The organism is Cellulophaga sp. HaHaR_3_176 (assembly GCF_019021925.1).
GTDB lineage: Bacteria > Bacteroidota > Bacteroidia > Flavobacteriales > Flavobacteriaceae > Cellulophaga.
On the sequence record NZ_CP058990.1, the window covers coordinates 1,328,547 to 1,350,208 of the forward strand.

Consider the following 21,662-nt stretch of genomic DNA (forward strand, 5'->3'; position numbering starts at 1 on the left):
AACTTAATTTAGCAATCAAAATTTTTACAGCTTGAAAACTACATTATTAGAAAATCTAGAAAGTAAATTAGAAGGTGAATTAAAAATAGATAAATTATCGAAAGCATTGTACTCTACCGATGCTTCTGTTTATCGAAAAACACCTTTAGCAGTTGCTTTTCCTAAAAGCGTAAGTGATATAAAAAATCTTATTTTATTTGCGAAAGATAATAATGTAGGTTTAATTCCGAGAACAGCAGGTACGTCTTTAGCAGGGCAATGTGTAGGTGATGGTATTGTTGTTGATGTTTCTAAAAATTTCACAAAAATACTTTCATTAGATGAAGATAAAATGCAAGTCACTGTACAACCAGGAGTTGTGCGTGATGAGTTAAACAATTATTTAGCTCCGTTTGGATTGTTTTTCGGACCAAATACATCTACAGCTAATAGATGTATGATTGGTGGTATGGTAGGTAATAATTCATCAGGTACAACATCTATTCAATATGGAGTTACTAGAGAATTTACAACAAGTTTAAAAACAATATTAGCCAATGGTGAAGAAGCTGAATTTAAAGCTTTGACTTCAGATGAGTTCATAGCCAAAACAAAACTAGATTCTTTCGAAGGCTCCATCTATAAAAATTTATATAATGAGCTTTCTGTAAAAGAAACTCAAGATGAAATTATTAATGAATTTCCTAAACCTCAAATTCATAGAAGAAATACAGGTTATGCAATTGATGAATTGCTAAAGAGTTCAATTTTTGGAGGACAAAAACCTTTAATTAATGTTTGCGAATTATTAAGTGGTAGTGAAGGCACTTTAGCTTTCACAACTGAGATTACTTTACAATTATCTCCTGTACCTCCAACGCTATCAGCTATGGTGGTAACACATTACAATAGTCTCGAAGACTGTTTAACAGATGTGGCTCCAACTATGAAACACAATTTGCACACGTGCGAAATGATGGACAAGGTAATTTTAGATTGTACTAAAAATAACCGAGAGCAACTTAAAAATAGGTTTTTTGTACAGGGAGATCCTGCTGCACTTTTATTGTTAGAAGTAAAATCAGAAACAGAAGAAGATTTAAAAGCACAAATTGAATCTTTATTAACAACAATAAAAGATTCTGGTTTAAGCTATTCTAATGCAATTTTAAATGCAGAAGAAGGTAAAATGGCAAGTGAATTGCGTAAAGCTGGTTTAGGTTTATTAGGTAATATTGTTGGAGATAAAAAAGCTGTTGCCTGTATAGAAGATACAGCTGTAGCCGTAGAAGATTTAAAAGATTTTATAGGAGAGTTTACCGAAATAATGACCAAATACAAGCAGAATGCAGTTTATTATGCACATGCTGGAGCAGGGGAGTTACACTTAAGGCCAATTTTAAATCTTAAAAAATCAGAAGATGTTAGTCTTTTTAGAGCTATAACTACTGATGTAGCTTTCTTAACAAAAAAATACAAAGGGTCGTTTAGTGGCGAACATGGCGATGGAATAGTTAGAGCAGAATTTATCCCTATTATGATAGGGAATAAAAATTTCGAACTTTTAAAAAGAGTAAAAACATATTTCGATCCTAAAAGCATATTTAATCCAGGTAAAATTGTTGATGCATACCCAATGGATGAATCGTTGCGTTATGAAATTGACAGAAAAGAACCTGAAATTAAAACATTATTAGATTTTTCTGATAGTGAAGGTATTTTAAAAGCTGCTGAAAAATGTAATGGTAGTGGTGATTGTAGAAAAAGCCATACAGCAGCAGGAGGGATGTGCCCTAGTTTTCATGCCACAAAAAACGAAAAGGATACTACAAGAGGTAGAGCAAATGCTTTAAGAGAATTTTTAACGACTTCAGACGCACCTAACAAGTTCGATCAAAAAGAGTTAAAAGAAGTTTTTGATTTATGTTTAAGTTGTAAAGCTTGTGCTAGTGAGTGCCCAAGTAATGTAGATATTGCAACTTTAAAAACAGAGTTTTTATACCAATATCAAGAAGCAAATGGGTATCCTTTACGAGGAAAGTTATTTGCATATAATACAAAATTAAATAAATTAGGGAGTAAGGTTGCGGGCTTAACAAACGCTGTTTACGACTCTAGTTTTTTAGGTGGTTTGTTAAAAAAAGCCTCAGGCGTTGCTAAAGAAAGAAGCTTACCTAAGGTCTATAATTTTAATTTCAATAAACACCTTCAACTATTTAAAAATCAAAACATAAGTAAAAATAAAAATATAGTTCTTTATATAGATGAATTTACGAATTACTTAGATATAGAATTAGGAAAAGACGCTATTGAAGTGCTTACTAAATTAGGGTATTCTGTTGAGTTATTTTATGCAGAAAGCGGAAGAACATATTTGTCTAAAGGTTTTTTAAAAGAAGCTAAAAAGTTAGCTTTAGAGAATATACCAAAACTTCAGGCATTTGCAGAAAAAGGTCTACCTGTTGTTGGTTTAGAACCTTCTGCGATATTAACTTTTAGAGATGAGTACAAGCGTTTTTCAACTGATAAGAAATCAGCTGAGTTAATAGCTGGTAATGTTTTCTTGATTGAAGAGTTTTTAGCTTCTGAAGCTCAAAAAGGTGAATTAACCTCTAATTTATTTACTGAAGAAACTAAAAAGGTTAAAATACATGGACACTGCCATCAAAAAGCACTTTCTAATCAAAAAGTAACTTTCGATATTTTAAATTTACCTAAAAATTACGAAGTATCTATAATTACTTCAGGTTGTTGTGGTATGGCTGGTTCATTTGGTTACGAAAAAGAACATTATGAGATAAGTATGCAAGTAGGAGAATTAAAGCTTTTTCCAAGTGTTAGAAAAGCTTCTGCTGAAACTATTATATCTGCAAACGGAACAAGTTGTCGTCATCAAATATATGATGGAACAAAAAGAGAAGCGAAGCACCCTATAACAATTTTAAAAGAAGCTTTAATCAGTTGAAGGTGATGACCCTTTTTCTTTTTTAGAAGTGATAGATGCTATTAATTCGTGAATATCTAAGTCTTTTATGTCTTCATCTGCATAAAAGGGTGAAAGCTTATCGTTTGAATAGTTATAAATTTTCCACCTTTTAAAAGAGTATTCTAAAGCAGTTAAATTTTCTACCCAATCACCAGAGTTTAGGTAAGTGCATTGTCCTAATTTGTTTTCAAATACTTCCTTTTTTGGTTGGTGTATGTGTCCACAAATAACATAATTATATCCATTTTCTATTGCTAGTTCTGCTGCTGTTTTTTCAAAGTCATTAATATATTTAACAGCTCCTTTTACACTGTTTTTTATTCTTTTAGACAGTGAAAATTTTTCCTTCCCCATTTTAATTAAAAACCAATTGATAATTCTGTTAATTATAATTAGAAGATCATAGCCATAACCGCCTAATTTTGCTAACCATTTGGCATTTTGTATAGAGGCATCAAAAACATCGCCATGAAAAAACCAACATTTTTTTCCATGTAAATCAAGTACAAGTTTGTCAACAATACTAACATAACCTATTGATGTACCGCTGAACTTTCGTAGCATTTCATCATGATTTCCCGTTATATAAATCACTTCAGTACCGTTAGAAGCCATACCTATAATTTTTTTTAAAACCTTTAGGTGTGAAGGTGGAAAGTAGCGTTTACTAAATTGCCAGATATCAATAATATCTCCGTTTAAAATAAGTTTTTTAGGTTGTATGCTATTTAGGTAAGAAATAAGTTCATCGGCATGACAACCATAAGTTCCCAAATGTACATCTGAAATAACGGCTACATCTATTTTTCTTTTTTTCAAAATCTATCTGTTTTCACAAATATATACTTGAAGGTATAAAGTAATTATCATTTAAAAATCAACAATTTATCAGCTAATTGTTAAGTTTTTATTATGTGTTTTATTACAAAGTAAATTCTGCATTAAGAGGCTTCTAAGTTTTGCATTGTATCATTTTAGAATTACCTTTGAAAGGTTAAATTTTATTAGAAATGGCAGGAAATACTATCGGAAATTTGTTTAAAATATCCACTTTTGGAGAATCACATGGTGTAGCAATTGGTGGAGTTATAGATGGTTGCCCTGCAGGTATAACAATAGATTTTGATGCTATTCAAAAAGAATTAGACCGTCGTAAGCCTGGTCAATCAGCAATTGTAACACAAAGAAAAGAACCAGATACGGTAGAGTTTTATTCAGGTATTTTTGAAGGAAAAACTACAGGTACGCCAATTGGCTTTGCTATACATAATACAAATCAAAAATCTCACGATTATTCTCACATAAAAGATTCATACAGACCTTCGCATGCAGATTATGTGTATGATCAAAAATATGGTTTTAGAGATTATCGAGGTGGTGGTCGTAGTTCTGCTCGTGAAACAGCTAGTAGAGTAGTTGCAGGTGCAATTGCTAAACAATTTTTAAGCACTATAAAAATAAATGCATTTGTTTCTCAAGTTGGCTCTTTAAAGCTAGATAAAGAATATTCAGAATTAGATTTTTCACTAATAGAGAGTAACCCTGTTCGTTGTCCTGATCAAGCTACTGCTGCTAAAATGGAAGAGTATATTAAAAAAATAAAAAAAGAAGGTGATACCATAGGTGGTGTAATTACTTGTGTTATACAAAATGTACCTGTTGGTTTAGGAGAACCTGTTTTTGATAAATTGCATGCAGAGCTAGGTAAAGCTATGTTATCAATAAATGCAGTTAAAGGGTTTGAATATGGTAGTGGCTTTGACGGTGTTGCGATGAAAGGTAGTGATCATAACGATCAATATAATTCTGATGGCACAACAAAAACAAACAGAAGTGGAGGTATCCAAGGTGGTATTTCTAATGGTATGGATATCTATTTTAATGTCGCTTTTAAACCCGTTGCTACTGTAATACAACCATATGAAACTATTGATAAAGAAGGGAATATGGTAAAAACACAAGGTAAAGGACGTCATGACCCTTGTGTAGTGCCTAGAGCAGTACCTATTGTGGAGGCAATGGCTGCTATAGTGTTGGCAGACTATTCTTTATTAAACAGAACCATAAAATTATAGTTAGGGATTTGGTAGATTAAGGTTCAAAACTGTATCTTTCTGTCCTAAACTAATTATTTTATGAAGAAATTGGAATTGCATTGGCAAATTTTAATAGGCATGTTAGCCGGAGTATTATTTGCATTTATAATGGTTCAATTTAATTGGGGTGCAAAATTTGTTTCAGATTGGATAAAACCTTTCGGGAATATATTTATTAACTCTCTTAAACTTATTGCAGTTCCTTTAATACTTGCTTCACTAATAAAAGGAGTCTCAGATTTAAAAGATATCTCTAAGCTTTCTCAAATGGGAGGTAGGACTATAGTAATATATATATTTACTACTATAGTAGCAGTTTCTATAGGTTTAGCAGTAGTAAACGTTATACAACCAGGAAAATCTATATCAGAAGAAACAAGAACCCAATTAGTTGAAAACTATAAAGGTGATGCTGATTCTAGAATTGCACAAGCACACAAGCAAGAAGAATCTGGACCATTACAGGCGCTTGAAGATATTGTACCTAGTAATATTTTTAAAGCGGCAAGTGACAATGGTAACATGCTACAAGTAATATTCTTTGCTATTTTCTTCGGTATTGGATTGATTCTTATCCCTGAAGAACATTCAACACCAGTAAAAAAATTCTTTGACGGTTTTAACGAAGTAATTCTAAAACTGATTGATTTAATTATGCTAGCTGCTCCGTTTGGAGTATTTGCTTTATTAGCAGCACTAGTGGTTGAATCCCCTAGTTTAGATCTTTTTAAAGCATTAGCTTGGTATGCATTGTGTGTTATTGTCGGTCTATTTTTAATGATATGTGTATATGTTGGTTTGGTATGGTTATTCACTAAAAAATCACCTTCCTTTTTCTTAAAAGCAATGTCACCTGCACAACTTTTAGCATTCTCTACAAGCTCTAGCGCTGCTACATTACCGGTTACAATGGAACGTGTAGAAGAGCATTTAGGAGTAGATGAAGAGGTTACCAGCTTTGTACTACCTATTGGAGCTACTATTAATATGGATGGCACAAGTTTATACCAAGCTGTAGCTGCTATTTTTATAGCACAAGCATTCGGAATGGATTTAGATTTGTGGGCTCAATTAGGAATTATTGTTACCGCTACACTAGCTTCTATTGGTAGTGCCGCTGTTCCAGGAGCAGGTATGGTAATGCTTGTTATTGTTCTTTCTCAGGCAGGAATACCAGAAGCTGGTCTTGCTTTGATTTTTGCAGTAGATAGACCATTAGATATGTGTAGAACTGTTGTAAATGTTACGGGTGATGCTGCTGTATCTATGATTGTTGCTAAATCTGTAGATAAATTACATGAACCTAAAGAGAAAAAATGGGACGATAACTATAAAGCCTAAAAACAATCATTTAAATATAAAAAAAAGAGTCCTATTTTGGACTCTTTTTTTATGCTTATTCATGAAATTTATCTGGTATAAGTTATACACTCTATAGACATATAAGCATCTTAAAGTAAAATAGCATCATTTGATTTACAACAAATTAACTAATACTACTTAAAAATTTACTTTAGCTGATGAAACGGTGAAGATTCCAAAATCATCAATGAGCATGGTTTCTTTATAGATTCCGTTATACGCCATCAATCTATCTAATTCTTTTTGAGATCTTCTTCTCATCACCCAATTTTTCTTTTGATGACTATTTAAAACATAAGCAATCATTTTCAATTGTGGATGCCAAGGCTGACCCGTATAGACCACATTAGCATTCTTTTCTGCTACAGACTGTATTCCTGCAAGCGCTTTACTCGCCATTTCATTATCACCAAAGAGTTCTAATATCCCGGACACAATAATAATAGTTGGCTCAAAATTAATTTTCGTATAGGTTTCCGGGTCAAAACAATCAAAATCTGTAAATCGTACGTTCTTATAACCTTTACTGTCAATAACTTTCTGTCCTATTTCAATATTCTCTTTTACAAATTCATTGATTACAATTTCTGCCTCGGGGTATTTATCCTTAATGTCAAAAAGGTAATTTCCGGTACCACCAGCAATGTCCAAGATTTTAATCGTACGGCCTTCTTTTATTAAGTTTTCTATATTCTTTTCTAAAAGTTGTAATAGGTGTTGCTTTCGTATTCTAATTCCTCGCCAACCTATTGCTTCAAGGTAATTTTTATCCATTATAGTTCCAAAACCTAATTTGCCTTTAGGTTTATTATGGTAGACATAATCTAAAGATGCTCCAGAGTCAAAACCATGTTCTAGGCCAATAGCCATTCCATTACTAATTTTTCCTATTTTACTTAAAGACCATTTTTGAAACTTGAAATTTAAGTTATTACCTTCTTTATTTTGTAGACTCTTATGTTCTACTATTGAAAATTGGTCTGGCTCAAGGCTAAGCTTTTTCTGGGGCTGATTAAAACTCTGTACTGCAAAAGCTTTTATCTTATCATAGACAAGTTCTTTATTCGTTTCAAACAAAATGCCATGAAAAAAGTCTGGCAATACTTCAAGTTGCTTTAAATTTGTGTCTAACTTATTGAAAAATATTTTTTGATCTTTATTAAATACCACCTTGTCTTTCTCTGCAGACAAAATAAGTGTTGGTGTATCTATAGCCTCTGCATCTTCTACCAAGCGTTTACCTGCATCTGCTAAGTCTATTAATAAATTTGCATCAATAGACCGTGTAATTAGAGAATCTGTATCATAGGCTTTCTGCTGTGCTACATCGTGCGTTAGCATGGTAGATTTTACATAACTTTTAATAATCAAACCCTTCTTTAGCTTAGTACCCAAAGTAATCATCTCATTCGCTAAAGGTACAATTAGGTTTATTTTAAAAGCCGGAGCAAGCAATGCCATACCTGCAATATTCGGCGCATAATCATGAACCCATGCAGAAGCAACTACACCACCAATACTATTAGCTATTACAAAAATATCAGTACTAGGTATGGTGTATGCTGATTTTAAATAGTGCGCAAAAACATCTAAATCTCTCACATAATCCATAAAAACAGAAGATGTTTCCGTCTTCGTATGGCCATGACCACGAAGATCAAAAGCAAAAATATTATACTCTGAAAATTGAGAAGAGGTGGCAATATCATTTAAACGCTCAGAATGTTCATGTCCACGGTGAATGATGATAACACTCTTTTGAGATGGCTTGAAATTCCATTTGCGATAAAAAATTTCGCTTCCATCAAAACTATTAAAATGTCCATTGCTCATATATTGATTGTCTTTAAAAAATCCTGTACATAGCTATGTATTACAGCATTTTTATGGGTGGTTTTTATTTTTAGTACTGCTTCGTCTAAAGGTAAAGATAGAATATTTTTCACAACAAGAATTCCTATAAATGTACTTCTACTAACCCCAATAGTACAATGAATTAGTATTTTTCCACCTTTAGGTAATTCTTTGTAATGTGTTGTTATTTCTAAGACGATTCTTTTAATTTCGATAATATCGAAAGCTCCGATATCCAATAAGGGAACAGCATTGTATAGACAATTTTGTTTTATTGCTTTATTTTCTTCCAATTCTGCCGAAAAATCATACACTAATGTGTTTTGATTGCCATTAAAATTTTGAAATTCTGAATAATCAAGCCTCGACGAAACATACAGCTTTGGAATAAGTTCTATAGGCTTTTTATTTTTCCTTAAAAATTTCCAAAACAACCAGTACAGCCCGATGTATGGGAAATACACTATTTTTTTATACCACGGAATAGTACCCTGGTTATTTTTTAAAAAGTATATGCTATTTTTTTGGTAATGATACCCCACTAAAAATAGAACCAATGTGGGCCATAATAAAATGAGTCCGCTCGCATGATAAAATTCAAAGACCACCAGACTTAACAGAATCACCAGCCAGCTTCCTAAAAAATAATAGTTGGCAAGGTGAAAGCTTCGCAGCTTAAAATTATTATCCTGTGCTGGAAAAACGATAAAGCTCAATTGCCCTAAAATAGCCCCAGTAACGACATCTAGCAAATGATGTTGATAGGTGGTGAGTGTGGAAAGGCCCAATAACATGAGCCATACTGCTGCCACATATCGCCACGCATTTTTCAAATTTCTAAAGACAGACCAAAATATAAAAGCAAAAGCAATATGTAATGATGGAGCTTCATTGAAAGGAGAATCTACTTTTTCAATAAATTGAAAGAAAAAATTGAATAAAATAGTACTCGTTTCTGGTTTTATGAATGAAAATTTTAAAGGGAATAATAGAAAGAAAAGTCCGCCAACAACACTCACAAATAATACCCGTTTTGTCAAAGTCTGTAGTTCTTGCCTTGTTTTACAAAGAAAAAAGACAATAACAAAAAATATTCCGCTGGTCATATAAGGAATTACTGTCCAAGCAATAAAGGGGGTATACTTCTCAAAACTAAAAATAAATGAAGGCACATAATCTAACGTAGACGCATACCAAGCATTCACATTATAAAACAGACTAAATACAGTAGCACAGAGCGCCGCTAGCTTTATTCTTATCCCTATTGCTATTCTTGTTTCATCCATTTGGCTTTTTTATACATAATAAGATTAAGGATAGGAGGAGGGAGTAGCGATAAGAATGTCATCATCCATTTCATTTTTAAAGGAAAAATAACTAGCTTTTTTTTAGCATCAATAGCTTCGATAATTTTTTTTGTGGCCACATCAAGCGGCACTAAAAAAGGTTTTTTACTTAAGTCGTTGTTGTTTAATGCTCTTAATTTTAAAGTATCAATATACCCCGGAGCAATAGTAGTTATTGAAATGCCGAAAGGTTTTAAGGCTCTATGATAAGCATCTGAAATTTGGAGTATTGCACGTTTAGTTTTCGTATAAAGACTAGAGTTTTTATAATCTAAAATACCTGATACAGATGAAATTACCACAATATGACCAATTTTTTGATTTAGCATAGCTGTTCTTGCTACTTCGAAGCAATTAGTAGCTCCTAAAATATTGGTTTTAAGCATTTGTGCAGCTTCTTCATAAGAAATATTTCCTGCAACATCTTCTGCGTAGCTACCTGTGCAATTTATGAAGAGATCCAGATTTTCTTGTTTATTTAAAAAGCTTTGTACGGCCAACGTAAGTGAAGAAATCTCACAAACATCTGCCTGATACGCAAGTATATTAGAAGGCTTATTCTCTGAAATTTTATCTAAATCTCTACCACAAACCCCAACATGAAAGCCCTTAGCGCAATAATGTAGTGCTAATGAATATCCAATTCCAGAAGTTCCGCCAGCAATAAAAATATTCATATGTAAAAGGCTATTTTCATGAGTGTATAAATGTAAGTTTTTCAAAGCAATTAATAGAATTACTTTTCTATTTGCATGCTCTTCATGGTTTGCTGATATCCGTACTCCCATTGTTTATCCATATCATCTTTAAAGTCTTGGTAAGATTTAGGGTATTCAAAGCAAATCTCAACGTTTTTCCAGTCTATACTTTTCTTGATGTAATGCCCTTCTAAATCTTTCTTGATATGAACGGTATCAATCTGAAAATTAGCGCCCTGATTTTCAATTTCTTGTAAACGTTGGTTGCCACTATACCCTAAAACTGCACGTACTAAGGCTTCTTCAACCGGACTATAAGACTGTTTTTTTTCTATAGTTACCGTATTGGCTAAATGTTTAGCCAATTCAATAGGAATTAAATCAATAGCGCCTCCTGCAAAGTAGGTGTCTTCTAAGTATACAGGAGCCACATAATACATATCAGAAACAGAAATCCGTGCACTAACTAACATGGAGAGATTTGTTTTAATTTCTACTGATCCTGATACGGCACTGTTTTTATAATTTTCGGAAGTAATGGTAATTGCGCTTAGGTCTATTTTACTAGCCGTTTCTTCATCTGTAAATATCACTTTTTGATACAATTTTTTACCGTCTCTTTTTTGCCCTATAAGCTTAGGATCAAAAAGTATTTGAGAACCTATAAAGAGTGTAGGTACTTTTGAAGAAAACTTCGTTGCTGTTAATGCCGGAAAATCTTCTGAAAAATCCTGAGATACGTCTGCAAGATATTTATGGAATACATCTTCCATAAAAGGGGCGTTCTTTTTAGATAACATTTTTTGGAGTGAAAGAAATCCTATCCTCGATAACTTCTTCTCTTTTGTTAAACGTTCTTTTGTTGCAAATTGATAATACTCTTCTGATTTTAAATATGCTTTGCGTGATATCGTATCTGGAAAAGTATTAATTACTGTTGCAGCAAAAGCACCTCCACATGTTGCAATAAGAACATCTGGTTTCATTTGTAACTCTTCTAATGCCGCATACATTCCAAGGTAAATCATTAACCGTGTACCTCCGCCAGAAAGAATAAAAGCGTTATTAAATTTACGTTGCATAGCTTAGCTTTTTATTAATAACGGTAGTACCCAAAAGAAAATGGGCGCATTAAAAATAAGACTATCCATTCTATCCATAAGTCCGCCATGCCCAGGCAGTAACGCCCCAGTGTCTTTCATATTTGTTTTTCGCTTTAGTAGAGACATAAAAACATCTCCAAAAAAACCTGAAACTCCCAAAATTATACCTAAAATTACATGAATTAGAATCGTAGAAGTCAAAAGAAAATACCCTAAAATAGTACTAAGTACTGTGGTGAGAAACACACCTCCTATAACACCTTCCCAAGTCTTATTAGGACTAATTTTAGGCATTACTTTATGATTTCCAAAAAGCTTACCCATAAAATATTGAAAGACATCATTTAATTCTGTAAGAACCACTAAATAAATAAGGGCTTTTATACCAAAAGCACTCTCTCTTAAATATAATAAATGCGGAAAAATCAGAAGGCTTAAGCTTAGCCCTATTACAATGCCAACACCTTGCTTTACGGTAACTTTTAGCATCAGAAAATAGATGAGAAATGTAATTAAGAAAGCAACAGCATACAGAAAATAATGTTCAAAATATAAAAAATAAAGCAATGAAAATTGTACAATCCCTAAGCTTAAAGCGGTAATGAGAAGGTTTCTTTTAACTTGAAACATCCTTAAGAATTCATATAAAACTTGGCACCCTATCCAAGAGATAAAAAGTTTCATTGTTATAGAACTAGATATAGATATGGCAAATACTAAAATAATATAGCTCCATGTCTTTACCCGTAGCGGAACATCAGAAAATTTATTTTCAGAATTGTTTACTTCAAGCTCCATGTAATGCTTTCTTTAGACGTGTAAAAGTACTGAGTACGAGCAATAAAATAATTATTCCAAAAATGTACCTAGAATAACTCGTAAGGTTTACACTAAAAAATAGGAGTAGACCATAAATACTTAAAAGTAAAGCACGATCACTTTTACCCATAGGACCATCATTTTTACGTTCTTTTCCTACTACTTTTCCTAATACTCCTGCAAATTCATTGATGATACTTAATGATATAAACCCAATGATGATATATGAGCTCTCTGGTTGAAACTTAATCAAGGGAAAGAAAATAATAACGTCAGATACTAAATCTCCCATTTCATTTAGAACTTCACCTAATGCACTGGTTTGATTAAATTTTCTAGCCATCATGCCATCTAGGGCATTTAACGCCATTCGTAACAATAGTCCAATAGGTAAACTTAAGAAGAACCAGTGTATCCTATCTGCGTTCCAGAATAACAATCCAATAATAAAAGATACTAAAATAGAAGCTACCGTAATTTGATTTGCAGTTACATTACATTTATGTAAAAAAATTAAAACAGGATTTAAAATTTGTTGAAATTTGGGTTTTAATTTATAAATGGAAATCATGTAAGCTGCTTTTTTTCTACATTATATTTCAAATCTAAGCCTTTTTATTAGAAATTACTCTATATCATTACAACACTAAAAATACCACAAACGAGTTCTTTAAGATGTATCATTTCTGTAATGAAACATTAATTTTTTAATTTATAGCTACTCAACGAAAAATTAAAAGACACGAAAATGACTCAAATAGATTGATTACCTTGCGGCGTTTTAATACTCATAAATAATGAATGCAAAGGACTTAGTAGACTTACAGAGAACAAATGAATCTTTGTTTGATATAGACTCTAATTTAGATAGACTCGTAAAAAAAATTGAGCTTCTTAGCTATTTAAACCCTTCAAATACAGAAAAAGAAAAGCAACGTTTCTTTTCATCGAAATATACTATAAATCCGGAATTAAAATACCCGAAAATTAAATTTCATCCGTATAAATTACATAGGATGTTTTTTTCACAACGTTTAGAGCGTATTACAGATCAGAAAGTACAAAAACTGTATCAAGATATTATCTATTATTACTCAAATATGGTTCAATGTATACAAACTATAGGAGAACCTAAAAAGTTCCATTACAACTCTTTACGTGTGTATGGAACGCCTACTGAAAAGGATGTGCAGAATGCTAAATTCATTTTACATCATTTTGATGAAGATGAGAGTGTTGATATGGAAAAAATATACACACCGAATGATGCTAAAGACTATTTTGAAGAGTTTTCGAAACAATATAATTTTCCGTTAAATATTAAGTTTTCGACAGCTATAGCGGCTGATGCTATGGTAAGTAATAGTACACAGACTTTATTGATAAAAAAGAATACTAAATTCAGCAAAAACCAACTAATTACTTTAGCCAACCACGAAATTGGTGTGCATTTAGTAACTACATATAATGGTTTAGAACAACCATTAAAGATTTTTTCAAATGGTTTCCCTCGAAATGTAGAAACACAAGAAGGCCTTGCTGTATTTAGTGAATACATGAGTGGAGCTTTAACTTTAAAAAGACTCAAAACTCTGGCATATAGAGTTTTAGCATCAGACAGCTTAATTAAAGGTTATACCTTTTCTGATACTTTTGATATGATACACGGACAGTATAAATTAAATAGAGATGATGCTTTTGGTATTACTCTTAGAGTACACAGAGGAGGCGGATTTACTAAAGATAGGTTGTATTTAAGTGGATTAAAAAAAATATACAAACGCCACCAAAGAGGAGAAAGTTTAGATAATTTATTAACTGGTAAAGTTACTATGGATTATGAAGCTGATATTGTTAATCTTCAAAACTTAGGTTTAGCAAATCCTATAACTCATAATAACATAGCTTATTTAGAAAATAAAAACGAGAATAAAACATTAGATTTTATACTTAATCATATGAAATAATTTAAAAGCTCAGTACTATATATACGTTGCTGAGCTTTTTTATTGATTTTTTATATTTATAAGGTAATATGCCTTTCTTTGGGGTATTTAACCTGAAAAGAGAAAGATTCTTTAGCTTCTTCTTTTGATTTAAGTTTCATTTTCCAAGTTAGTAGACCTTTTTTTTCATCGTAAATAGCATTATTTGTAATAATATCTTCTACTTTAATTTCTTTATTCTGAGAAATAGGTATTCTATCCATTATCATTACATCAATAGCATTTGATTTATTATTTTTAATTTCTAAATTATAAGTTCTATTTAAAATACGGTTATTACCTGTAAAAGATTTGCTTTTAAAGTTTCTGTCTTGTTTTCTCGTAATTGTAATGGCGTCATCAACACCTAATGAAACAGTCATTTCTTTGTTTATAGTATAAGGATCAATTGTAGTTTTCCCTGCAAAACTGCCATTAAAGTAAACATTAGCTTCTCCTGGCAACAAATTTAATTTCTCCCAATCCTTGAATCTAGCCGTAAGAAAAACATTTTCATTAATTACTGGAGCAGCAAAAAACTCATAACTAGCATCAAGCTTAAATGTATTAATTTCTATGGATGAAAGATCTCCATCACTAGTAATAGAACAGGTTTTTTTTATACTAAACTTAGTACTGGTAACATCTTCTTGGCTTGTGCTTTTTTTCGTCGAAATTAATACAATGCCATTTGTTGCTCGACTCCCATAAATTTCTATACTAACCTCATTATTTAAAATTTCTATATCCTGAATCTCACTTACATCTAAATCACCTTCTTCAAATCCTTCCACAGGAACGCCATCAATAATATATAAAGGTTGAGAAGCCTTGGTAACATTTGATACCCCTCTAATCTGAATACCTGAAACTTTACCGGACAATGCACGTGTAATATTCGATTTTTCTCGACTCCCATAACCTACAATTATAACCTCTTCTAAAGCTTCTAAATTTTCTTCAAGGTTTAAATTAATTCTAGAGGAGTAAATTGGTGTTTCATTAGTATTAAATCCTAAATGTGAAAAAACAAGTTCTTGCCCTGCTTGTGTATCTAAAGTATAAAAACCATCAAAATCTGTTTGGGTACCAATATTAGTTCCTTTTATAACAACATTACAGCCAGGTAATGGAGTACCAGACTCATCAGTAACAATACCTGATACTTTCTTAACTGTAGGGTTGTGCGTATATTTTTGCTTTTTTACCTGAGATAGGTATGACTTTCTGTGTCCAAAATTTAAATAATCTGTATTAACAGTAGGTTTTATTGTTAAAATATTCGGATTACCTGAAGATAGGGTTAATGCTACATCATTCCAATTCTCACCAGTTTTTTGATATACATGTGCTTTATAAATAAACTGTAATGGATCGTTTAATTTATTCGATTTGATATCGTAATTAGGTATCCAACCAGCATCTTGAACATTATATTTAATTTCTAATGTTAAATTTGAAATTATTGGAGTATCAAATTTTATACTGATTTCTCCTTTTGGTTTTATGGGTACTGAATTTTTTTCAGCTAATTGATTTCTGTAATCTTTAATAGAAATACTTAACTCATTGATTTTTGAATTTATGGAGAATATTTCATTTCTAATAGCTGTAATACGTTCTCTATAGTAGGTGCTAATCGTTTTTAGTTTTTCTAGGTCTAAATTTTGATTTGTTGCACTAACTGTTCGGTTTTTTATAATTACAACTTCCTCTTCATCTAGGCCAGCTATCTTATTTTTAAGCATAGATATTTTCAATTCTAATGTTTTGATTTTAGTACTGATTTCATCAACTTCTATATTAATAATTGGTTTATCCAAATAGTTAATATCGTAACTAATAGAAAGTATAGAAGCAGCCTGTAAACCAGAAATTTGAATACTACTTTCATCTATTTTAGAAGATAAGCCTGTGAAAACAAGTTCAGATGTGCCATTTTCAATAGTAAATATAGCTTGTCGAGTAATTTCAGCACTGTTTTGATAAACAGTAACGGCTTTAATTTTTGAAGGAATTTTTTCGGATCCGAAAATTAAAAATGGTAAAAACAGAGTTATAAAAAGTACTTTTTTCATTTTTAGTTGGTTTTAAATTCAACATAAACTTAAGTTTAGTCTTAAACTTTAAAAACCAACATTTAGTAAAGTAGGTATTTGAGAAAGGGAAGTATACTTTTGAAATAGTTTAGTACATTTTCAATCTAAAAATTTTGATTTTAGTTCTGGTGTAGGAATCATACAAGATTCTTTTTTACCATACCATTTATACCTATTTCTAGCAATAAAATCATAAATCGTATTTCTGAACCCTTCAGGTACCCATTCAAATATCACTAATAGAGACCAAATACCGCCAAAGGTCTTTCCTATTTTTAAGGCTGCAGTAGATTTTATATAATAAGCTATGCCTGGTTCTATTAAAATAATAGAATCAACTTCAGTTGTACTTATATTACGTTCTGTAGCTAATCTTTTTCCAATATCACTCTGTAAAGCAGCAAAACGATACATATCAATTTTATCATGCTTAATTATGAATTGAATTGATGAATTGCAAAGATTACAAACACCATCAAAAAGAATTATTTTATGTGATTTATTATTTTTCATTTAATATTTTTTACGAATTTTTTAATCTTTTTTTCGTAAAAAAAAGCAAGAGTAAGATATGGTAAAAACAAGTACACTTTACTTACTTTATCAATTTAAATTATTTCTTTTTCTTTACAGCCTCCACTAATTCTAGCTGATTTATACTAACATTAGTAGTGAAAATCCCGTAATTAACTACAGCTTTATTTTTTTCTAGTTTATCGATACTACCAACAGCTTTACCATCTAACATACGAACACGATCACCAATTTTAAATACCGGTCTAGGTTTATTTTTTTCAACTATAGCTTTAGTTTTCTTTTCTACCTTTTTCTCTTCTCGGATTACTTCTACTTTTTGAATAACCTCTTTTTCAACAGCTATTTTCTTTGCTTTTTCAATTTTAACTTGCTGTGTACTTTTCTTTTTTCGTTTACTATTTTCCGTTTCTACAATTCGTAATAGTTCAGAAACTAAAGGGCGTTTCTTTTTATCTTGAAAATACTTAAGAGCAGCATCATTAACCTTATTACCTAAATAAATCATGCGTTGGCTAGAATCATACAACTCTTGGTAATTTTCTAATTTAGATTTTACTTTTGTGTTTAGCTCTTCAAACTTGCTAGCTTCACTTCTAGCTTTAGATTCTTCTTCTTTTAACTTATTACCTGTTTTAGCCATTGAGCTGCGCTCTTTTTGCAGTTTAGCGATAGTTGCATCAAAACGAACCTTACCATGCTCAATTTTCTTTTTAGCTCTATTAATTAAGCTATAGGGTATTCCGTTTTTTTGTGCCACCTCAAATGTAAACGAACTACCTGCTTGGCCTAAAACTAATTGATATGTAGGCTCTAAAGTTTTAGAGTCGAAAAGCATGTTTGCATTAGTTGCATGTGGTAATTCGTTAGCTAGTAATTTTAAGTTAGAGTAGTGGGTCGTAATTACTCCATAAGAACCACGCTCGTAAAAAACTTCTAAAAATATTTCAGCCAAAGCACCACCAAGTTCGGGATCACTACCAGTACCAAATTCATCAATTAAAAACATCGTATTTTCATCACATTTGCGTAAAAAATAGTTCATATTTTTTAATCGATAACTGTATGTACTTAAGTGATTTTCAATAGATTGATTGTCTCCAATATCTGTCAATATTCTATCAAATAAACATATTTTACTACGTTCATGAACAGGTATTAAAAGTCCACTCTGCACCATTACCTGTAAAATACCTAAGGTTTTAAGTGTAATACTTTTTCCACCTGCATTAGGCCCAGAAATAACAATAATTCTATTTTCTGAATGTAAAGAAATGGTTTGCGGATGCGTTTTTTCGTTTTTTCTTTTATTTGTTAAGTAAAGTAATGGGTGGTAAGCATCTCTTAGATACATCTCTTTTTCATCACTAACTTCTGGTAATACAGCATCCATCTCTAAAGCATATTTTGCTTTGGCCGACGTAATATCTATATGAGATAAAAAATCTTGATAACAAGCTAATTCGGGTATAAAAGGGGTAATGTGAGCCGTAAGTTCACGAAGTATTCTTTGGATTTCTTCACGTTCATCAAATTCTAAATTATTTAATTGACGACTGAATTGTAATGAAGCCTCTGGTTCTATATAAACAATACTACCAGTTTTAGACGTTCCCATTACAGAACCTTTTACCTTTTTTCGGTACATAGCTTTTACAGCAAGTACTCGTCTATTATCTACAACAGACTCTCTTATTTCATCTAAAAACTCTGAAGCGTTGTAGGTTGTAAGTGCCCTTGTGAAGCTTTGGTTTATTTTACCTTTTAAACCACTAATTTCATAACGAATAAGTCTTAAATTATCAGATGCGTTATCTTTTATTTCACCAAAACGATCTATTACAGTATCAATTTTAGCAGGTATTTCTAGATTTAATTCTACTTCTTCTGAAGCATTAAAAAGTAACGGATAATACTCTTTAAATTTCTTTAAAAACTTTTTTAAAGTATTTACGGTACTACAAATATTACCTATTCTTCTAAAACCACTAATTTCAATAGTGGCATTTTCTATTTTTAATAATTTTAATTCATTATTTATTGCATCAAAACCATGATTAGGAATTCTATTATCGTTTGAAAATGAAGAAACATATTCTGATGTTTGCCCTAAATGAATAAGAATTGCCTCTCTGGTACCCAGAGGTTTAACCTTCAAAGCGTTTTCTTTTCCTAATTCTGTAATGCAACGAGCTGCAATTTGATCTAAAACAGTGAAAAATTCTAAATCTTGAAGTGTCTTTTTATTAATCTTATTCATTTCGATTCAAAGATACATTGAAATAAATATTCATCAAAAGATTTAATAAACAACCCCATTAACTAATCTATTTACACCGGTTACAATAAGAGTTACTGTTTTTTCGTTATTTATTAGTTATTATCTACTCATTAAAATAATTAAACCAACCTTCTATACTATACCATGAAAAATCAAATAAAAATTCTTATTTACGTAAGCTCTGTCATTTTTTTATCAGCATGTAGCTCTACAAATAAAATGACAATGGGAGTTACCACGCCTGCTAAGGTTTTTCTTTCGTCTGATGTGAAGAATATTGGAATTATAAATAGAAGTATTCCCTCTAAAGAAAACCAAGAACTCGATAAAATTGATCAAATACTTTCTGCTGAAGGTCGAAATTTAGATGAAAAAGGAGCAGAGGCAGCAATATCATCATTGTCTTCTGAATTAAGTATGATTAAAAATTTTGATGATATTAAAATTCTTGAAAATATAGAAGGTGTAAAAAGTGGATTAGCAGTATTACCAGCAACCTTATCTTGGGAGATGATAGATCAATTATGTAAAGAAAACAATGTAGATGTGATTTTATCATTAGCATTTTACGATACAGATACAAAAACAGCTTATAAAGTTACAACTATGCCTCTAGAAAATAATTTAGGAGTAAAAGTAGATGTACCTGCTCAAGAAGTTACATTAAACACTCTTGTAACTTGTGGATGGCGTTTATATGACCCACAATCGAAGCTAGTTATTGATGATTATCAGTACAATAAAAAAATGGTGTTTACAGGTAAAGGAATTAATCCTTTAAAAGCTATAGAGGCAGTAAAACGCAGAAATGAAACTATTCAAGAATATAGTCGAAATGTTGGTATTGCTTATGCTAATAGGTATATACCTAATAAAGTAAGAATATCGAGAGATTATTATATTACAGGAACTGATAATTTCAAAATCGCACAACGACGTGCTTTAACTGGCGATTGGATTGGTGCTGCTGACCTTTGGAAGCAAGAATTAAATAGTACTGATTTAAAAATTTTAGGTCGTGCGAATTATAATATGGCCATTAGTAGTGAAATAAATGGAGATTTAGATCAAGCAATTAAATACGCATCAAGTGCATATACAGATTATGAAAATAAGCTAGCTTTAGATTATGTAAACATACTTAAACATAGAAAAATGCAAAGTCAAATTTTAGAAGAGCAGCTTTCTAATTAATTTTTAAAGGATGTTAATGTTTTATCTATTTTTGATTATATCAAACTAATAATTAAGTATGAAATTAGATATACATGATAGCTGGGCAACTCATTTAAATGAAGAGTTTAAAAAACCATATTTCATTAATTTGATGAATTTTGTAGATAATGAGTATAGAGAGCATACTTGTTACCCCGAAAAAGATGCTATTTTTTCAGCATTCAATCACAGTACTTTTGATGGCACTAAAATAGTAATAATAGGTCAAGACCCATACCATGGTATCAACCAAGCTAACGGGTTATGCTTTTCAGTAAAAGATGGTATAACTCACCCTCCTTCATTAAAAAACATATTTAAAGAACTAGAATCTGATATTCAAATGGCTTACCCTAATAGTGGTAATTTAGAATCTTGGGCTAAACAAGGCATTTTGTTATTAAATGCAACATTAACTGTACGCTCAAGTGAAGCAGGGAGCCACCAAAAACAAGGTTGGGAAATTTTCACAGATGCTGTAATCAAATTAATTTCTTCAAAAAAAGAAAATGTAATTTTTTTACTATGGGGAGGATTCGCAAAGAAAAAAATAAAAATTATTGATCAAAAAAAGCATCATATTTTAGAATCTGGTCACCCATCTCCTTTGAGTGCAAATAGGGGGTTTTGGTTCGGAAATGCACATTTTAGTACTACAAACGAGATTTTGAAAAAACTAAAAGAACCAACTGTTGTTTGGGATTTATAGAAATTACTATTTAAAGCTTTATTTTTTAAAGAAATATCTTGTTAATAATATTTTGAACTAGTGTTTATATTACTTATTTTCGCCACCTAAATTAACCCATTAACAATAAGATTTTACCTTGATAGATTTTTACCCCAAATCAAGTATTCTATTGGATAGTATTGCCTTATTTAATTAAGACCATTTAGATGGAAGTAAAATCAATTTTATTAGTAGATGATGATGAATCTACTAACTTTATAAATAGCGTTTTTATAAAGAAGTTAGACATCGATGTTGATGTTTATATAACTTTAGATGGAGCCGAAGCCCTCGAATTAATTGATACTTCGAAAGATGAAGAGGATTTTTTCCCTTGTTTAATTATTTTAGATATCAATATGCCTGGTATGAATGGTTGGGCATTTTTAGATAATTATAAAAACTTACCAGCTTCTATAAAAGATAATTGTGTTGTTGTAATGACGACAGTTAGTGAAGATGAAAAAGATTTAATTAGAGCTAACAACAACAATGATGTTAAAGAATATTTTCAAAAGCCAATGTCTGATGAAAAATTCAGTACGTTAATTTACAAATATTTTATGTAAAAAAAA

The 21,662-nt window shown here is 31.2% G+C and carries 17 protein-coding genes; 7 read left to right on the forward strand and 10 right to left on the reverse strand.

What is annotated here, in order from left to right; translation table 11 throughout:
• Nucleotides 1–31 precede the first annotated feature (31 nt).
• Nucleotides 32–2,944 (forward strand): FAD-binding and (Fe-S)-binding domain-containing protein, encoded by a 2,913-nt coding sequence (locus H0I23_RS05615; RefSeq protein ID WP_216785477.1) that lies wholly within the window; start codon nt 32–34, stop codon nt 2,942–2,944.
• Here H0I23_RS05615 and H0I23_RS05620 read toward each other — a convergent pair.
• Nucleotides 2,933–3,784 (reverse strand): UDP-2,3-diacylglucosamine diphosphatase, encoded by an 852-nt coding sequence (locus H0I23_RS05620; protein WP_216785478.1) that lies wholly within the window; start codon nt 3,782–3,784, stop codon nt 2,933–2,935. The genes H0I23_RS05615 and H0I23_RS05620 overlap by 12 nt on opposite strands.
• Before the next feature lie 191 nt (nt 3,785–3,975).
• On the opposite strand from H0I23_RS05620, the gene aroC reads away from it, so the two are divergent.
• Nucleotides 3,976–5,040 (forward strand): chorismate synthase, encoded by a 1,065-nt coding sequence (gene aroC, locus H0I23_RS05625; protein ID WP_216785479.1) that lies wholly within the window; start codon nt 3,976–3,978, stop codon nt 5,038–5,040.
• A 60-nt stretch (nt 5,041–5,100) separates the two neighbouring features.
• Complete coding sequence (locus tag H0I23_RS05630) at nt 5,101–6,402, forward strand: dicarboxylate/amino acid:cation symporter (protein WP_216785480.1); 1,302 nt, start codon at nt 5,101–5,103, stop codon at nt 6,400–6,402.
• A 159-nt stretch (nt 6,403–6,561) separates the two neighbouring features.
• On the opposite strand, the gene H0I23_RS05635 is transcribed toward H0I23_RS05630, so the two are convergent.
• Genes H0I23_RS05635 through H0I23_RS05660 form a run of 6 tightly spaced genes read right to left on the reverse strand, consistent with a single transcriptional unit; the run spans nt 6,562 to nt 12,814 of the window.
• On the reverse strand, nt 6,562–8,256 hold the full coding sequence (locus H0I23_RS05635; RefSeq protein WP_216785481.1) for a bifunctional alpha/beta hydrolase/class I SAM-dependent methyltransferase: 1,695 nt from the start codon (nt 8,254–8,256) through the stop codon (nt 6,562–6,564).
• Nucleotides 8,253–9,563: a phosphatase PAP2 family protein gene (locus tag H0I23_RS05640; RefSeq protein WP_216785482.1), complete on the reverse strand. Its 1,311-nt coding sequence runs from the start codon at nt 9,561–9,563 to the stop codon at nt 8,253–8,255. The genes H0I23_RS05635 and H0I23_RS05640 overlap by 4 nt, the downstream gene beginning before the upstream one ends.
• Nucleotides 9,545–10,300, reverse strand: coding sequence for an SDR family oxidoreductase (locus H0I23_RS05645; protein WP_216786036.1), 756 nt, complete (start codon nt 10,298–10,300; stop codon nt 9,545–9,547). The genes H0I23_RS05640 and H0I23_RS05645 overlap by 19 nt, the downstream gene beginning before the upstream one ends.
• Nucleotides 10,301–10,359: 59 nt before the next feature.
• Nucleotides 10,360–11,403: a patatin-like phospholipase family protein gene (locus H0I23_RS05650; RefSeq protein ID WP_216785483.1), complete on the reverse strand. Its 1,044-nt coding sequence runs from the start codon at nt 11,401–11,403 to the stop codon at nt 10,360–10,362.
• A 3-nt stretch (nt 11,404–11,406) separates the two neighbouring features.
• Nucleotides 11,407–12,222 (reverse strand): phosphatidate cytidylyltransferase, encoded by an 816-nt coding sequence (locus H0I23_RS05655; protein ID WP_216785484.1) that lies wholly within the window; start codon nt 12,220–12,222, stop codon nt 11,407–11,409.
• Nucleotides 12,212–12,814, reverse strand: a complete 603-nt coding sequence (locus H0I23_RS05660) for a CDP-alcohol phosphatidyltransferase family protein (RefSeq protein WP_216785485.1) — start codon at nt 12,812–12,814, stop codon at nt 12,212–12,214. Before H0I23_RS05660 ends, H0I23_RS05655 begins: the two co-directional genes overlap by 11 nt.
• A gap of 226 nt (nt 12,815–13,040) precedes the next feature.
• Between H0I23_RS05660 and H0I23_RS05665 the strand changes: the two genes are divergently transcribed.
• A complete protein-coding gene (locus tag H0I23_RS05665) occupies nt 13,041–14,210 on the forward strand; it encodes a flavohemoglobin expression-modulating QEGLA motif protein (protein ID WP_216785486.1) in 1,170 nt (389 codons plus the stop codon).
• 56 nt (nt 14,211–14,266) lie between these two features.
• Here H0I23_RS05665 and H0I23_RS05670 read toward each other — a convergent pair whose 3' ends face one another.
• From H0I23_RS05670 to H0I23_RS05680, 3 genes are all read right to left on the reverse strand, one after another.
• Nucleotides 14,267–16,306, reverse strand: coding sequence for a mucoidy inhibitor MuiA family protein (locus tag H0I23_RS05670; RefSeq protein WP_216785487.1), 2,040 nt, complete (start codon nt 16,304–16,306; stop codon nt 14,267–14,269).
• A 120-nt stretch (nt 16,307–16,426) separates the two neighbouring features.
• Nucleotides 16,427–16,840 (reverse strand): thiol-disulfide oxidoreductase DCC family protein, encoded by a 414-nt coding sequence (locus H0I23_RS05675; protein ID WP_216785488.1) that lies wholly within the window; start codon nt 16,838–16,840, stop codon nt 16,427–16,429.
• A gap of 100 nt (nt 16,841–16,940) precedes the next feature.
• Nucleotides 16,941–19,121, reverse strand: a complete 2,181-nt coding sequence (locus H0I23_RS05680; protein WP_216785489.1) for a DNA mismatch repair protein MutS — start codon at nt 19,119–19,121, stop codon at nt 16,941–16,943.
• A gap of 165 nt (nt 19,122–19,286) precedes the next feature.
• On the opposite strand from H0I23_RS05680, the gene H0I23_RS05685 reads away from it, so the two are divergent.
• The 3 genes from H0I23_RS05685 to H0I23_RS05695 all read left to right on the forward strand — a co-directional run bounded on the left by H0I23_RS05685 (nt 19,287) and on the right by H0I23_RS05695 (nt 21,656).
• Nucleotides 19,287–20,336 carry a DUF6340 family protein gene (locus H0I23_RS05685; protein WP_216785490.1) on the forward strand — a complete coding sequence of 350 codons (1,050 nt, stop codon included), beginning with the start codon at nt 19,287–19,289 and terminating at the stop codon, nt 20,334–20,336.
• A 58-nt stretch (nt 20,337–20,394) separates the two neighbouring features.
• On the forward strand, nt 20,395–21,066 hold the full coding sequence (locus H0I23_RS05690; protein ID WP_216785491.1) for a uracil-DNA glycosylase: 672 nt from the start codon (nt 20,395–20,397) through the stop codon (nt 21,064–21,066).
• 188 nt (nt 21,067–21,254) lie between these two features.
• Nucleotides 21,255–21,656, forward strand: coding sequence for a response regulator (locus H0I23_RS05695; RefSeq protein WP_216785492.1), 402 nt, complete (start codon nt 21,255–21,257; stop codon nt 21,654–21,656).
• Nucleotides 21,657–21,662 lie beyond the last annotated feature (6 nt).